Source organism: Paracoccus denitrificans (assembly GCF_900100045.1).
Classification (GTDB): Bacteria; Pseudomonadota; Alphaproteobacteria; order Rhodobacterales; family Rhodobacteraceae; genus Paracoccus; species Paracoccus denitrificans.
The window spans coordinates 186,396-199,312 of sequence record NZ_FNEA01000001.1; the positions used below are offsets into that span (position 1 = coordinate 186,396).

At 67.4% G+C, this 12,917-nt stretch carries 14 protein-coding genes; 3 read left to right on the forward strand and 11 right to left on the reverse strand.

What is annotated here, in order from left to right; all coding sequences use genetic code 11:
• Nucleotides 1-6: 6 nt before the first annotated feature.
• From BLT64_RS00850 to mauF, 8 genes are all read right to left on the reverse strand, one after another.
• Entirely contained in the window at nt 7-1,170 is a 1,164-nt protein-coding gene (locus BLT64_RS00850; protein WP_011750956.1) for a methylamine utilization protein MauG, read from the reverse strand.
• A complete protein-coding gene (gene mauJ, locus BLT64_RS00855) occupies nt 1,170-2,033 on the reverse strand; it encodes a methylamine utilization protein MauJ (protein WP_011750955.1) in 864 nt (287 codons plus the stop codon). Before mauJ ends, BLT64_RS00850 begins: the two co-directional genes overlap by 1 nt.
• 17 nt (nt 2,034-2,050) lie before the next feature.
• Nucleotides 2,051-2,446: an amicyanin gene (locus BLT64_RS00860; RefSeq protein WP_011750954.1), complete on the reverse strand. Its 396-nt coding sequence runs from the start codon at nt 2,444-2,446 to the stop codon at nt 2,051-2,053.
• Nucleotides 2,447-2,500: 54 nt separating this feature from the next.
• Nucleotides 2,501-3,067 (reverse strand): methylamine dehydrogenase (amicyanin) small subunit, encoded by a 567-nt coding sequence (gene mauA / locus BLT64_RS00865; RefSeq protein WP_011750953.1) that lies wholly within the window; start codon nt 3,065-3,067, stop codon nt 2,501-2,503.
• 42 nt (nt 3,068-3,109) lie between these two features.
• A complete protein-coding gene (gene mauD / locus BLT64_RS00870) occupies nt 3,110-3,712 on the reverse strand; it encodes a methylamine dehydrogenase accessory protein MauD (RefSeq protein WP_011750952.1) in 603 nt (200 codons plus the stop codon).
• A gap of 1 nt (nt 3,713) precedes the next feature.
• Nucleotides 3,714-4,274 carry a MauE/DoxX family redox-associated membrane protein gene (locus BLT64_RS00875; RefSeq protein ID WP_011750951.1) on the reverse strand — a complete coding sequence of 187 codons (561 nt, stop codon included), beginning with the start codon at nt 4,272-4,274 and terminating at the stop codon, nt 3,714-3,716.
• A 4-nt stretch (nt 4,275-4,278) separates the two neighbouring features.
• Entirely contained in the window at nt 4,279-5,532 is a 1,254-nt protein-coding gene (mauB, locus tag BLT64_RS00880) for a methylamine dehydrogenase (amicyanin) large subunit (protein ID WP_011750950.1), read from the reverse strand.
• A gap of 79 nt (nt 5,533-5,611) precedes the next feature.
• Nucleotides 5,612-6,445 carry a methylamine utilization protein MauF gene (gene mauF, locus BLT64_RS00885; protein ID WP_011750949.1) on the reverse strand — a complete coding sequence of 278 codons (834 nt, stop codon included), beginning with the start codon at nt 6,443-6,445 and terminating at the stop codon, nt 5,612-5,614.
• 182 nt (nt 6,446-6,627) lie between these two features.
• Here mauF and mauR point away from each other — a divergent pair, with 182 nt between their 5' ends.
• The 3 genes from mauR to BLT64_RS00900 all read left to right on the forward strand — a co-directional run bounded on the left by mauR (nt 6,628) and on the right by BLT64_RS00900 (nt 10,633).
• The gene (gene mauR / locus BLT64_RS00890) at nt 6,628-7,479 is read left to right on the forward strand and encodes a Mau operon transcriptional activator MauR (protein ID WP_011750948.1); all 852 of its coding nucleotides are present in this window, start codon (nt 6,628-6,630) and stop codon (nt 7,477-7,479) included.
• A gap of 532 nt (nt 7,480-8,011) precedes the next feature.
• Nucleotides 8,012-9,223 (forward strand): PQQ-dependent sugar dehydrogenase, encoded by a 1,212-nt coding sequence (locus tag BLT64_RS00895; RefSeq protein WP_011750947.1) that lies wholly within the window; start codon nt 8,012-8,014, stop codon nt 9,221-9,223.
• Nucleotides 9,224-9,655: 432 nt separating this feature from the next.
• Nucleotides 9,656-10,633: a mechanosensitive ion channel family protein gene (locus BLT64_RS00900; RefSeq protein WP_011750946.1), complete on the forward strand. Its 978-nt coding sequence runs from the start codon at nt 9,656-9,658 to the stop codon at nt 10,631-10,633.
• On the opposite strand, the gene BLT64_RS00905 is transcribed toward BLT64_RS00900, so the two are convergent.
• The 3 genes from BLT64_RS00905 to BLT64_RS00915 all read right to left on the reverse strand — a co-directional run bounded on the left by BLT64_RS00905 (nt 10,555) and on the right by BLT64_RS00915 (nt 12,917).
• Nucleotides 10,555-11,280 carry a spermine/spermidine synthase domain-containing protein gene (locus BLT64_RS00905; protein WP_011750945.1) on the reverse strand — a complete coding sequence of 242 codons (726 nt, stop codon included), beginning with the start codon at nt 11,278-11,280 and terminating at the stop codon, nt 10,555-10,557. The genes BLT64_RS00900 and BLT64_RS00905 overlap by 79 nt on opposite strands.
• Nucleotides 11,281-11,503: 223 nt before the next feature.
• Nucleotides 11,504-11,917, reverse strand: a complete 414-nt coding sequence (gene rnk / locus BLT64_RS00910) for a nucleoside diphosphate kinase regulator (RefSeq protein WP_011750944.1) — start codon at nt 11,915-11,917, stop codon at nt 11,504-11,506.
• 286 nt (nt 11,918-12,203) lie between these two features.
• Nucleotides 12,204-12,917, reverse strand: a complete 714-nt coding sequence (locus BLT64_RS00915; protein ID WP_011750943.1) for a cytochrome c3 family protein — start codon at nt 12,915-12,917, stop codon at nt 12,204-12,206.

Consider the following 12,917-nt stretch of genomic DNA (forward strand, 5'->3'; position numbering starts at 1 on the left):
CCTTGGTCAGTCCTTTTGCGCCGCGCGGCTTTCCTCCAGCAGCGGCTCATAGCGACGGTCGGTCAGCGTTTCGAGAAAGGCGACCAGAGCATCGACGCGGCCGTCGTCCAGCATCAGCCCCGATTGCAGCTCGGCCAGCGACAGGTTCCGGGCCACCTCGGGCTCGCCCCAGGGCGCGCCGGTTTCGGGGTTGATCTTCGCCTCGGGCCGGCGGCTGGTATATTTGTTGTAGAACAGGATCGCCGTGCGCAGGTCGGTGAAAACGCCGTTATGCATGTAAGGGCCGGTCACGGCGACATTGCGCAGGCTGGGCACCTTGAACCGGCCCGATTGCGCCGGATCCTCGATGCCCGGTCGGGCCAGCAGCCCGTGGTCGACATGGTCCGCGCCCAAGCCGCTGGCCTCGCGCGCCGTCTCGTTCACCGGCAGGCCGATGTTGTGATACTCGAAATTGGTGAAGGTCTCGCGCTCGGCCACGCCCTGCTTGCGCTGCATGTGGCAGAGCCGGCAGTTCCAGGTGATGAAGACGGTATAGCCGAACTCCTCAAGCGGCGTGAACTTCTCCTCGCCACGCATGACGCGGTCGTATTTGGAATCGAAGGGCGAAAACTCCCCGGTCGCCTGATAGGCGGCCAGCGCCTCGGCGGCGGCGTCGAAGGCGCGTTCGGGATCGTCCAGCACGCCCTTGCCGAACAGCGCCTCGAACCCGGTCCGATAGGCCGGATCGTCGCGCAGCCGGGCGGCCACGGCCGCGCGGTCGGGCATGGCCATCTCGACCGGGTTCAGCATGGGCTGGCCGGCCTGTTGCTTCAGGTCGTCCGCCCGGCCGTCCCAGAACTGGCCGCCCTTGTATTTGCCGTTCGCATCGCGGTGGAAGGCGGGGACCAGCGCGGCATAGCCCAGCGTCGGCGTGTTGCGGTCGCCATGCGATTGCCCGTCATCGCCGACCGAGACGGCGAGGCCCGCCTTGCCCTCGCGCGGGTCGGTAAAGGCGCGGGCGGGGTCGTGGCAGGTGGCGCAGGATTGCGTCGCATTGCGCGACAGCGCCGGGTCCACGAAAAGCTGCGCGCCCAGTGCCGCCAGCGCATCATCGGCGGGCCGAGCCTGTTCCGCCGTGCCCGCGGCCGGGATCAGGATCGCCAGCGGTGCAAGGCAGGCCAGCCGCAGCATCACGCGGCCCCCATCGGCTGGGGTGCGGGCGCGCGGGTGCGGATCTGGGCCAGAAGCAGGCGATGTGCGGCCAGATCGGCCAGGTTGGCCAGCCGTGCCAGCCGCTGCTGCGCGGCCAGATCGTCCGAAAGGGCAGCCAGCAGCCCGCCCGGCGCGATCAGCCGGTCATGTTCGGGCCGCAGCGCCGCGATCAGCGCGGCGAGGTCAAGCCCCTGCAGGCCGGCCTGATGCTCCATCGCCCCGGCATGGATCAGCATCTCCTGCGTGACCCGGAAATCGCTGGCGACGGGGCGGTCGCGCAGGCCGCACAGCACGGCATAGGCCGCCAGCATCCGGCTGGCCGCGTCGGGCGCATTGCGTGCGCGCTGGAACAGCTCGGCCAGGGGCAGCAGATCCGGGGCCAGCGGCACCTGCGCGACGAAATCGGGGGACATGGCGCTGGGGCGAAAGGGCGTGCAGCGCCAGCGCGCCTCGTGTGCGGGATCGGCGATGCGCCAGCCGGCGATGGCCATGCCGCGGCCGGTCTCGACCACCTGGCGCAGCAGCCAAGCCTGCAACACCCCGTGCGCCTGGGCCAGCGCCGTTTCGGCCGAGGGGGCGGTGATGCGCAGGATGGCTTCGGCCAGCTTGCCGGCCTCGTTGCCGTAAATCCGCAGGGGCAGGGGGCTGCCGGGTCCGGGCAGGGCGAGTTCCAGCCCCGAGGCGGGGACGGCGATGTCCAGCTCCCACGCCTGGGTGACGGGGTTGCGCAGGAAAAAGCCGACCAGGAATTCGCGCGGGCTGGTATCGGTTCGCGACAGGCGGATCGTCCCGGCTGGCGATTCAGGCTTCAGCGAGCCGCGAATGTCGTAGGGAATCCACATGGCCGGCCTTTCACATGCTACTCGACGACGACCTTGCCGCGCATGAAGGGATGCGGGGTGCAGTGATAGTCATAGGTGCCGGCCTCGGTGAAGGTCAGGGAATAGGCCTGCTCCTTCTTCATCATCGGGCCTTTCAACGCCGCCTCGCCCAGCACGCCGGCGACGAAATGGACATTGTGCGGCATCGCCTCGCGGTTGATCCAGGTGACGGTGTCGCCGACCTTCACATGAAGTTCGGGGGTTTCGTATTTCATCTTGGCGATGTCGACGACGATGGCGCCATCGGCCACCTCGGCGGCGGCAAAGGGGCTTTCCGAGGGGATCGTCGCCTTGTCGGCCAGGGCGCCCGTCGCGCCGAATGCCGCCAGGACGCAGGCCGCCAGGCACGAGCGGATCTTGGTCGCAGAAATCATTTGCTTCTCCATGCGGGATGAAGGCCGGGCGCGGGCATGCGCGCCCGGCCGCCGTCAGCTCGCCTTGCCCACGATGGGCGAGATCGTGCAGTGATAGGTCATGGCATCGTCCTCGGCGCCGAAGCACCAGATGATGTCGTTGGCGAATTCGGGACGATAGACCGGCAGCTCGCCCTCGGTATTCAGGCAGGGGCAGCGGCCCGAGACGTTGTAGCCGCAGCAGTCGCGATAGGCGATCAGATAGCTTTGGCCGTCGGTCGGGTTGTAGCAGCTGGCCACCCAGCTTGCCGTCGCCAGCTTGGTCCCCGGCGGGCAATTGGTCAGCGAGCCGCCCGAGCAGTCGCAGATATTGCCGTCGATCGAGCAGTGCCGCCAATAGTCGCAGGCCTGGATGTCGTTGTCCTGAGGCACCCATTTGGCGCGCGGATCGGTGCCCGCGGGCGCATCGGCGGCGTTCGCGCGGCTGACGCGCCCGCGCCGGTCCACCGGCAGAAGCGGCACCAGCCCGATCCCCAGCATCGCCGTTCCCAGCTTGCCGATCACGCTGCGCCGGCTGGTCTGGCCAGCCACGCGCCGCGACAGCTTTTCGACCATGTCGTCGAATCTGAAATTCCCCAGCATGGAACTCTCCTTCCTGTCTTTCGGGGGTTCACACCGCGGCGGTCAGGCCGCCTGTTTCTTCCGGCTGGCCATGTATTGCTGCAACGAGGCGAAGCCGGTCTTATCGGCCTCGAGCAGGCTTTCCAGGTGTTCGCGGGTATTGGTCAGGCCCTTGGCGCGGATGATGCCCTGGCCGTCCAGCAGCACGCCGTAGGGGATCTTGCCGACCTGGAAGGCCATGCCCGCCTCGGCCGAGACGACATAGCGCATCTCTCCCAGCTCGTGGCTGTCGAGGAAGCGACGGTGCTCCTCGGGGGCGCCGTCCGAGATCATCACCACGTTGATGCCCTCGGCCCGGCCGATGGACTTGATGATCGGGAACAGCTTGTCGCAGACCGGGCAGCTGGGCGCGGTGAACATCAGAAGCGTCTGGCGTCCCTGCGCCTCGGCCCCGCCGATGCGGACCGGGCGGCCGAAGAAATCCGGCAACTCGAACTCGGGCGCGGCATCGCCGATATCGGGGCCGTGATCGGTGATCATCGCGCCCATGGGCGACGAGCGTTCGTGCAGCAGCCCGACCTGGCGCATCAGCCCCAGCATCACCACGGTCACGCCCAGGAACGCCAGCCACAACAGGATGTTGGAAGCGATCAGGAAGGAAGTCATGTCAGCGTCCTTTCGCAGTCTTGTTTGCCGTCTGCGCGGCGGAAAGCCCGCCAAGCAGCGATGCGCTCAGATAGATCAGCATGGCGGTGGCGCCGGCCAGCAGGCCCGTCGCGCCCTCGGTCAGCGAGGCGGGGACAGCGGCCGGCAGGCCGGTTGCGATGGCAAGGGCCAGCGCGGTCAGCACCAGGTTGCGCAGGACCAGCAGCCAGCTGACCGGCTGCTTCAGCCCGTTGCGGAAGCAGCCGCAATCGATCTGGGTCCGGCCGCGCAGCACGTTGATGGCCAGCGCCGCGGCAAAGACCAGCAGCAGCGCTGCCGCCGCGACCGCCGCGGGAACGGCCAGCGGCGTCACCACCAGGCCCACCGCCACCGCGGCCTCGACCACCGGCAGGACCAGCGCCACGACGCGGCTGGCCAGGTCGGGCAGCAGGCGGAAATTGCGCACCACGCCGTAGAACTCCTCGACATGGCGCAGCTTGGACAGCGCCGCCGCGACGAAAAGCAGCGCCAGAAAGATGCGCAGCGCCCAAAGCACCATGGGTTGGATCAGGAAATCCGCCATGACCCTAGCCCATGTCCGCCGTGGTGATGACCTGCGGGCCGTGGCCCAGCTGGTTCACGCTGCGCAATTCCTCGCCGCTTTCGGCGTCATGGATGTAAAGCGTCTTGTCCCCGGTCGAGAGCGCGTAGAGCAGCGGCTTTTCGTCCTGGCTGACATTGATCGAGTCGATCTCGTGGCCCATTTCGAACTTGGCCAGCCGCTCGCCGGTCTTGGCATCCAGCACCACCACGAAGCGGCTGGCGGTCTTGTGGCGCCATTCGTCGCGCTGATCGACCAGCAGATAGATGCGGTCCAGCGCGCGGTGATAGGCGACCTGCTGCCAGCCGCCGGGACGCCAGCCATCGGCGCGCTCTGCCTCGGTCAGCGCCTCGACGGCGGGCAGGAACTTCGCATCCCCCGAGGACAGGTCGATCTGATGGATCTTGCCGGTATAGGTCGGCCAGACCAGCCGCCCGGCCTTTTGCGAATAGGCGGGGTGGTTGATGAGGAACTCGTCCTCGGGGTGGAAGACCTCGGTATGGGTGATCTCGGGCGTGCCCTCGGTGCCGAATGCCACCTTGGCGAGGCTGCCGTCGCGGCAATGCATGAAGAAGGTGTCGGGCGCGGTCGGGAAGATGTGATAGCAATCCGGCACGTCCAGCATGCGCTTGAACGCCTTGCCCTCCAGATCGACCACGCCGACGGCCGGAGCGGGCGAGAACTGATAGAACAGCAGCGTCTTGCCGTCCGGCGTCAGCGAGGTCATCCAGGGATAGGTGCCGACCAGGAAGCGCGGCGCATCCGGCAGCTCGATATCCGCCGTGGGCAGCAGCGTCACGGGGTCGAAGACCTCGACGTAATCCGTGCGCTCGCCCCGTGCGATGCGGGAAAACACCGTGCTGGCATGGGCGATGAACGAGCCGTCGTCGGCCACCACCGGATTGGGCAGGAAGCCGCCGTCGATCATGCCGATCACCCGGCCCGCCTCGCCGTCGATGACGAATTGCTGGGTGACCGCGGCGAAATGCGCCGGGTCGTTGACATAGACGCGGCGCGCGTCGGGCGCGGGCGCCTCGAGGATGCGCGGCTCGTCGTCCTGGCCGGCGGCAAGGTCGGCCGCGGCGGCGCGGGCAGCGGCCTGGCCTTGGGTTTCCTGGGCTTGGGTCTCGGCCTCGGGCGCGTCCTGGGCGCTGGCCGCCAGCGCAAGCGCCGAGCAGCCCAGCCCAAGCCCGATCAGCGAAGCCCGGAACAGCGGCATGAAATTGGGTGGAAGGGCCATCGTCTCCTCCTGTGATGGCAGCAGGACACCCGCGACACGCGGGCATCGCCGTATGAATGGGATCGAGAGTCGGGGTGGTTCAGATCAGCGCCAGCACCGTGAAGCCCGCGCCAAGCGCGGTCAGGATGGCGCCGTCGGCCAGCGCGGCGTTTTCCTGGTGCCGGGCCAGCCATGCCTGCACCCGGTAATCGGGGATCGGCAGCGCGTTGACCGCGACCGGCAGGAACCGGCCCAGGTTGAACAGCGCGACAATGGCGATGGCATGGGCGATATTGCCGGTAAAGACCGCCGCCAGCGTCATCATGTAAAGCAGCGGCGTCTGCACATAGGTCAGGTAATCGAGCCCCAGCGACAGCCCGTAAAGCCCGCCGATGACCCATTTCGGGAAACGCTGGCGTGCGTCATGCGGCACCTGCGCCCGGCGCTGCGGATAGGGCACGCGCAGGAAGTCAAGCTGATGCGCACCGTAAGCCAGGCCGACCAGCCCCAGCACCAGCAGGGCCGTGCTGCCGAAACCGGAAAAGCCGGCGATCAGGCCGATGCCGCCCAGCAGGCCGCCCAGCATCAGCGCGCCCAGGCCGTAGCCCGCACCGTGCATGGCGAATGTCGGCAGCCATCCCGCCACCGCGCGCAGCCCCCGCCCATCCGGCCGCAGAAGCGAGATCGACGAATAGCCGCAGGGCGACCAGGTGGACAACAGCCCGCCCGCCACCGCCGCCGCGCCGAGCACCGCCCAGAGCGGCTGCGGACCGGCGGCCGATGCCAGCGCCACCCCGCCCGCCGCCCCGGCAAGGGCCGCAGCCAGCAACACCGCGATCCGCGTCGCGGCCGAAGGGGACTGCGGGAAAAGCTTGCAATCGGGCACCGATGCCTGGCCCGCAGACAGGCCGTGCAAATCTTCGACAGAAACCATGTCACGCCTCCTCTCGCTCAATGGTCCTTGTTCGGATCTGCCCGGAAGCAATTGAAACTACGACGAAAGTCTGAGGTTTCAAATACCCGCGCAAATCCCTGGCAGATTGAAGTGGACGGATCGTTCTGGTAACCCCCAGGATTTGCAGCCGGTGCCTGCATACGTGCAGCGGAGACGAAAGTATGAACTGGGACGACCTTCGCGTGGTGGCCGCCATCAACCGGTGCGGGTCGTTCAACCGGGCTGCGAAAATGCTGAATGTCGAGGAAACCACCATCGCGCGCCGCCTGGCCCGGCTGGAAGGCAGCCTGGGTTGCGTGCTGTTTCAGGCGGTCGACGGACAGCGCAGGCCGACCGAACAATGCCGCGCCCTGCTCCAGCCCCTGGTGCTGATGGAGCAGGCAGCCGAGGCGATCACCCTGCAGCTGGAGCGCCAGGAGCGCCCGCTGCGCAATTTCCGGCTGACCACGATCGACGCCATCGCGCAGCACTATCTTGCCCCGACGCTGGCGGATCTGCTGATCGCCGAGCCGGAGCTGTCGCTGCAACTGGAAACCTCGGACGACAATGTGGACATGGCGCGCTGGCATGCCGATATCGCGATCCGGCTCGGCCGTCCCCGGCGCGGCAACTTCACCATGCGCCGCGTCGGCGAAATGCGCTTCAACCTGGTTTTGCCGCGCGGCGCCGCGCCCGAGGACCTGGTGCTGGCCGCCTATCCGGACCCGTTGATGGAAGTGCCGGAAATGCAGGATTTCCAGCAATATTTTCCCGGCAGGCAGGCAAGGCTGCGCAGCGCGAACCTTCGTGTGATCCGCGTGCTGGTCGACAGCGGCCGTGCCGCGGCGGTGCTGCCGGATTTCCTGAGCGTTGATCTAGTCGGGGACGAGCGCTTCCAGGTCCACCGCCTGCCGGCCCGGCGCGAGATATGGCTGCTGGCGCAGCCGCACCTGCGCGACGATCCGCTTGCGCGGCGTGTGACCAATTGGTGTGCCGATCTGTTCGCAGAGACCTTGGCCGGCGACGCGGTGTAGGCGTTTGCGACCCGATCAGAAATGCCCATTATTTCCAATTCCACCGATTTTCAGGGATTTTTCTGGATGGAATGAGCGTCCTGCAGGCGTGAAAATAAGGGATGACATTCCGTAACCGCTGCAGTTTGCGTGGATATACTTCTCGTCCTTCACCTCCACGCGATACTTGCCCATTCGCAGGTTATGTCCGTTTGCAGATGGCCGACGGCGTGCTGCCCCCAAGGTCATGGCGCTGTAAAAAGAATGATTTCCTGCTGCGCTTTACGAAGGCTGCATGCCTATTCGATTCCTCAGACGCAATTGCGGCCAAGCGCTTCGGACAGATAAAGCCTGTCCGAAGCGGAAATAAGGAGCAGGTGTTTTTTGGATTGCATCCCGACTGTCTGAAACAACCCCCGCGAGTTTCATCGGATTGCCAATCCCGTTTGCATTGACGTGGCCGCGCGGCGATGGTTACTGGAAGTGCAGGGCGCGGTTTGCGGCCCATGATGCGCCGGACGGGTTTGAGACGGAAAATCCAGATGAGGAACGCATGATTCTGCACCGAGGCCCCTTCGCCATCCTTGCCGCGCTGGTCCTGGCCATGCCGTCGGCTGCGCTGGCCGATTTCAATGCCGATCCGCCCAATGCCATCGACCAGAGCCCCGCCTTTGCCGGCCAGACCCGCGCGCCGGTCATGCCGCAGGCGATGCGTCTGATCCGCACCGTACTGACCGAGGATCTGCGCCATCCCTGGGGCATGGCGCTTCTGCCCGATGGCGGGCTGCTGATCTCCGAACGTCCCGGCCAGTTGCGGCTATATCGCGATGGCCGGCTGTCCCCGCCGATCAAGGGCCTCCCCGAGGTCGACGCCCGCGATCAGGGCGGGTTGCTGGACGTGGCCGTCGCCCCCAACTTTGCCGAGACCCGGCAGGTCTGGTTCAGCTTTTCCGAGCCGCGCGGCAATGGGGAAAACGGCACGGCGGTCGGCACCGGCCGACTGTCGCAGGACGAAACCGCGCTGGAGGAGATGCGGGTGATCTTTCACCAGCAGCCCGGCGTGGAATCGCCGCTGCATTTCGGATCGCGGCTGGTCTTGGGGTCGGACGGCTATCTTTACGTCACCACCGGCGAGCGCGCGATCCCGCCCGAGACGCCGGTGGCGCAGGACCTGACCAACCATCTGGGCAAGGTGTTGCGACTGGACCCGGCGACAGGCGAGGCGGCGCCAGGCAACCCCCTGGCCGGGGGCGATGCACAGCCCGAGATATGGACCTATGGCCACCGCAACATCCAGGCCGCGGCGCTGGACGGGCAGGGCCGGCTCTGGACCGTCGAGCACGGTCCGATGGGCGGGGATGAACTGAACCTGCTGGAGCCGGGGCGCAATTACGGCTGGCCGGTCATCAGCTATGGGCTGAACTACGACGGCACTCGCGCAGGGCAGGGCCAGACCCGGCACGAGGGGATGGAGCAGCCGGTCTATTACTGGGACCCGGTCATTGCCCCCAGCGGCATGGCGTTCTATGAGGGCGCGATGTTTCCCGAGTGGCGTGGCGATGCGCTGATCGGCGGATTGCAGGCCGGGGCCTTGGTGCGGCTGCGGATCGAGGGCGACCGCGTCACCGGCGAACAGCGGCTTGCCCCCGATATCGGCCGGGTCCGCGATGTCGAGATCGCCCCCGACGGCGCCGTGCTGGTGCTGATCGACGACGACCCCGGCAAACTGATCCGCCTGACGCGGCGTGGGGCGCTGCCGCAATAGCTTTGGGTCGAACGGTTCGATCTTTTGCCGAGAGTCTATTGAAATAAAATAAATAATGACCATCTTTGCGAATGGGCCACGGTCCCCTCGGATCACGACCCCCCTCGGATCTTGCGCAAAGGGTTTCGTCTTGGAAAGCTTCGGCTTGGACAGATTCACGCTGCGCCTTGAACAGGCGCATGGCTTGCCCCGGTCCCGTTGACGCGCCCCGCGCGGACGGCAGGCCGGGGTTAAGATGAATCCAGCCCGTTTTCCCAAGAGGTTCCGTCATGCTGCGCGCCTTCCTGCCGGCGGTTTGTCCGCATTGCGGTGAAGACGTTCCCCGGGCTGCGGCCCGGCGATGTCCGATCTGCCGTTCTCCGTTCCCGCTGCCGTTCTCGACGCCAGAGCCCCGCCGTCTTCCCCGGCGCAAGGGCGCCAAAGGGGGCGACGATGGCGAGAGATGAAATCCCGGCCACGGGCACGCTGTGGCGGCTGGCGGCGATCATCGGCATGGCGCTGGCCGTCGCCACGCTGGCTGAACCGCTGGCACGGCGTTATCCCGACCTGTCCGCCTTGCAGCTTTGGGCAGGGCCGTTGCGCGATGCCGGCTTTTCGGTGGCCTGCTTTGCCGGTGCCCATCTGGCCCATGGCCTTACCGCCCGCCGGCTTCTGCGGCGCCGAAAGGGCCGGCGGGCGGTGCCCAAGGTCCTGCTGGACCTGCTGCGCTTCGTGCTGTTTGCCGTTGCCGCGCTGGCCAGCCTGTCGCTGTTCTTTCGCCAGGATCTGTCGGGCATCCTCACCGGCTCGGGGCTGGTGCTGGCGGTCCTGGGCTTTGCCATCCGCAATGCGGTCGCCGACGTGTTCTCGGGGCTGGCGATGGGGATCGAGGCGCCGTTTCGCATCGGCGACTGGGTGCGTATCGAGACCCTGGCCGAGGGAAGGGTGCAGGAGATCGGCTGGCGCACTACGCGCCTCGTCACCCGCGACAGCACCTATGTCATCCTGCCCAACAGCCAGATCTCGGCGCGGCGGATCACCAATTTCAGCGCACCGCGGCAGGAATACCGCGACCATGCCGAACTGACCCTGCCCGCCGACCTGCCGGTGGCAGAGGCGGGCCGGCTGATCGCCGAGGCCGCCGGCGCCGCGCGGACGATCTCGGTCGGCAAGCCGCCCGAGGTGCAGGTGACGGATTACGGTCCCGCCGGCATCGCCTATCGGGTGAAATACTGGGTGCCGCAGCATGACCGCGAACTGGCCTGCCGCAACGAGGTGCTGAGCCTGATCGATGCCGCATTGCGCGAGCAGGGCATCCGGCTGACGGCGGAACGGATGCCCTGCGGCGAGGGTCAGGACAGCGCCAGCGCGGGCAGAGCGTCCGGCGAGGCCCGCAGGCCGATCCGCCCGGCCTCGGCCGAGGCCAGGTAAATGTGGTGGAAGGCATCGACCCGCCCGCCGATCAACTGGATGTCGGCGCGCCGCCAATGCCAGGGCTGGGCGTCCAGCACGCGCTCGAACGGGTCCGAGGCGGTGGCGGACCAGAAGGCGGCGATGCCGTCGGGCCGCAGCGCCTTGCGCAGCACCGCAAGGCCGCCTTCGCCGTAAAGCCGGCCGTTCGCCTGGCGCACGGTGAAATCCGGGCCGTTGTCGGTATCCATCAGGATCACGTCGAAGGCGGCGCGGTGTTCCAGCAGCACCTCCATCACATCCGCGATCCGCAGGGTGACGCGCGGATCGCGCAGCGGGTGGCCGGCCAGATGGCCGATGCGGTCGCGGTTCCAGCCGGCGATCTGGGGGATCAGCTCGCAGACCGTGACCTGCGCGGCAGGCCCCAGCAATTCCAGCGCGGCGCGCAGGGTAAAGCCCATGCCCAGCCCGCCGATCAGCACGCGGGCGTCGCTGCGGCCATGCAGGCGCAGGCTGCGCTCGGCCAGCACGGTCTCGGATTGGTGGTTGAGGTTCGACATCAGCTCCAGGCCGTTGAAGCGGATCTCGTAAAGGGCGCCGCGCTGGCGCAGCAGGATTTCGTCGCCCGCCGCGGTATCGGCGCGGGCCAGGGTATTCCAGATGGGCATGATCGATCCCCGACATCGGGCAGGCCATGGGCCGCCCGGTGATTGCGTGACGGTTTCGGAAATGGCCTTGGGTTGCCCGGCGTTCAGCGCGCGGACAACCCCGGCACATTGTTGGCCCTGAAACCGATCAGCAGCGGAAAGATCGCCGAAGGATGCGGCAGTCCGATCCGCGGCGCGGGGCCGCATTCCCGGCAGAGCCGATCCTTGCCCATCGCAAGCACCCCTATGCCGCCGGGGTCACCGGATCGGCGCGACCGACCGACAGCACGGTCAGCTCGCGCGTTTCGCCCGCCCGGGTGTCCCAGGTAAAGCGCGCCCCTGCCCTGAGGCCGATCAGCGCCACCCCGATCGGCGTCAGCACCGAGGCGCGGGCGGCGGCGATGTCGGCATCCTCGGGCCAGACCAGCACGACGGTCTGCTCGCGTCCCGTGGTCTCGTCGCGAAAGGTGACGGCACTGCCGATGCCGGCCACATCCGCGGGCATGCGCGCGGGCGGCAGGACGCGGGCGCGGGCCAGTTCGGCCAGCAGCCGGTCGGCAAGCTCGGGATTGCGCGCCATCGCCGCTTCGGCAAGGCGTTCGAGCCGGTCGAGCGTGTCGCTGGCGATGGTGACCGGCGGTCGCGGTGTTCTGGCCATGTCGGCTCCTTCAGTCGTGTCGTGCCCCGCCATGGCCGCATAGCGGCCGGTCGGGCGATGGGTTGGCTGGAGAGGGGAACCCCGGGCGCGAGGTCAGCGCAAGGACGCCTCTGCCCGGGGCAGAGAGCGCGTCAGCAGCATACCGGCGACGAACCGGCTCCTGCAAAGGGGAAGGCGCGTGGTCATGGCCCCAGTCTAGCCGTGGCGGCACGCCGAGTCGAGGGCATGCGCCCGGCCCATCGCTGCGGTGCCGCGCAAGGCGCCGTATTGCCCGCGGCCCGGCGGCCTATCTGGCCTCGATGGTCGCGAGATAGCGGTGGACAGCCTCGTCTCCGCCGCCCAGCCAGGCCTGGCTGTCATCGCGCAGCGTGGGCGGCTCCAGCCAGCCGGGCTCGATCCCGGTCATGTCGGGCAACTGATGCGCGATGCCCTTGTGGCAATCGATGCAGGTCTTTTCGCCGGGGATCAGGTAACGCTCGTGGATCTCGGCCGCGCGGCGGGTCTGCTTGGTGAAGTCCATCGCCACCGCCGCATGGCAGTTGCGGCATTCCAGCGAATCGTTGGCCTTGAGCCGCGCCCATTCATGCTTGGCCAGTTCCAGCCGCTTTTCCAGGAACTTCTCGCGCGTGCTGATGGTGCCGAAGATCTTGCCCCAGACCTCTTTCGATGCCTGCATCTTGCGCGCGATCTTGTCGGTCCATTGATGCGGGACATGGCAGTCGGGACAGCTGGCCCTGACCCCCGAGCGGTTCGAGAAATGCACCGTCGGCATCAGCTCCTGATAGACGTTGTCGCGCATCTCGTGGCAGCTGGTGCAGAATTTCTCGGTATTGGTGACCTCCAGCGCGGTGTTGAACCCGCCCCAGAAGATCACCCCGCAGATGAAGCCGCCCAGCGTCAGGAAACCGATGCTGAGAAAGCTGCTGGGCCGGCTGATGACGCGCCAGAACCAGGTGAACCGGCCCCAGACCCAGCGGATGCTCGCCTTGATCCAGCCCAT

What these genes read in the sequence shown, in the direction of transcription:
- rnk (WP_011750944.1), bottom strand. Translation starts at nt 11,917, where the DNA reads ATGGCCAGAACACCGCGACCGCCGGTCACCATCGCCAGCGACACGCTC.
- mauA (WP_011750953.1), bottom strand. Translation starts at nt 3,067, where the DNA reads ATGCTGGGGAATTTCAGATTCGACGACATGGTCGAAAAGCTGTCGCGG.
- BLT64_RS00895 (WP_011750947.1), top strand. Translation starts at nt 8,012, where the DNA reads ATGATTCTGCACCGAGGCCCCTTCGCCATCCTTGCCGCGCTGGTCCTG.
- mauJ (WP_011750955.1), bottom strand. Translation starts at nt 2,033, where the DNA reads ATGTGGATTCCCTACGACATTCGCGGCTCGCTGAAGCCTGAATCGCCA.
- BLT64_RS00900 (WP_011750946.1), top strand. Translation starts at nt 9,656, where the DNA reads ATGGCGAGAGATGAAATCCCGGCCACGGGCACGCTGTGGCGGCTGGCG.
- mauF (WP_011750949.1), bottom strand. Translation starts at nt 6,445, where the DNA reads ATGGTTTCTGTCGAAGATTTGCACGGCCTGTCTGCGGGCCAGGCATCG.
- BLT64_RS00850 (WP_011750956.1), bottom strand. Translation starts at nt 1,170, where the DNA reads ATGCTGCGGCTGGCCTGCCTTGCACCGCTGGCGATCCTGATCCCGGCC.
- mauR (WP_011750948.1), top strand. Translation starts at nt 6,628, where the DNA reads ATGAACTGGGACGACCTTCGCGTGGTGGCCGCCATCAACCGGTGCGGG.
- mauD (WP_011750952.1), bottom strand. Translation starts at nt 3,712, where the DNA reads ATGACTTCCTTCCTGATCGCTTCCAACATCCTGTTGTGGCTGGCGTTC.
- BLT64_RS00875 (WP_011750951.1), bottom strand. Translation starts at nt 4,274, where the DNA reads ATGGCGGATTTCCTGATCCAACCCATGGTGCTTTGGGCGCTGCGCATC.
- BLT64_RS00905 (WP_011750945.1), bottom strand. Translation starts at nt 11,280, where the DNA reads ATGCCCATCTGGAATACCCTGGCCCGCGCCGATACCGCGGCGGGCGAC.
- BLT64_RS00860 (WP_011750954.1), bottom strand. Translation starts at nt 2,446, where the DNA reads ATGATTTCTGCGACCAAGATCCGCTCGTGCCTGGCGGCCTGCGTCCTG.
- BLT64_RS00915 (WP_011750943.1), bottom strand. Translation starts at nt 12,917, where the DNA reads ATGGGCTGGATCAAGGCGAGCATCCGCTGGGTCTGGGGCCGGTTCACC.
- mauB (WP_011750950.1), bottom strand. Translation starts at nt 5,532, where the DNA reads ATGGCCCTTCCACCCAATTTCATGCCGCTGTTCCGGGCTTCGCTGATC.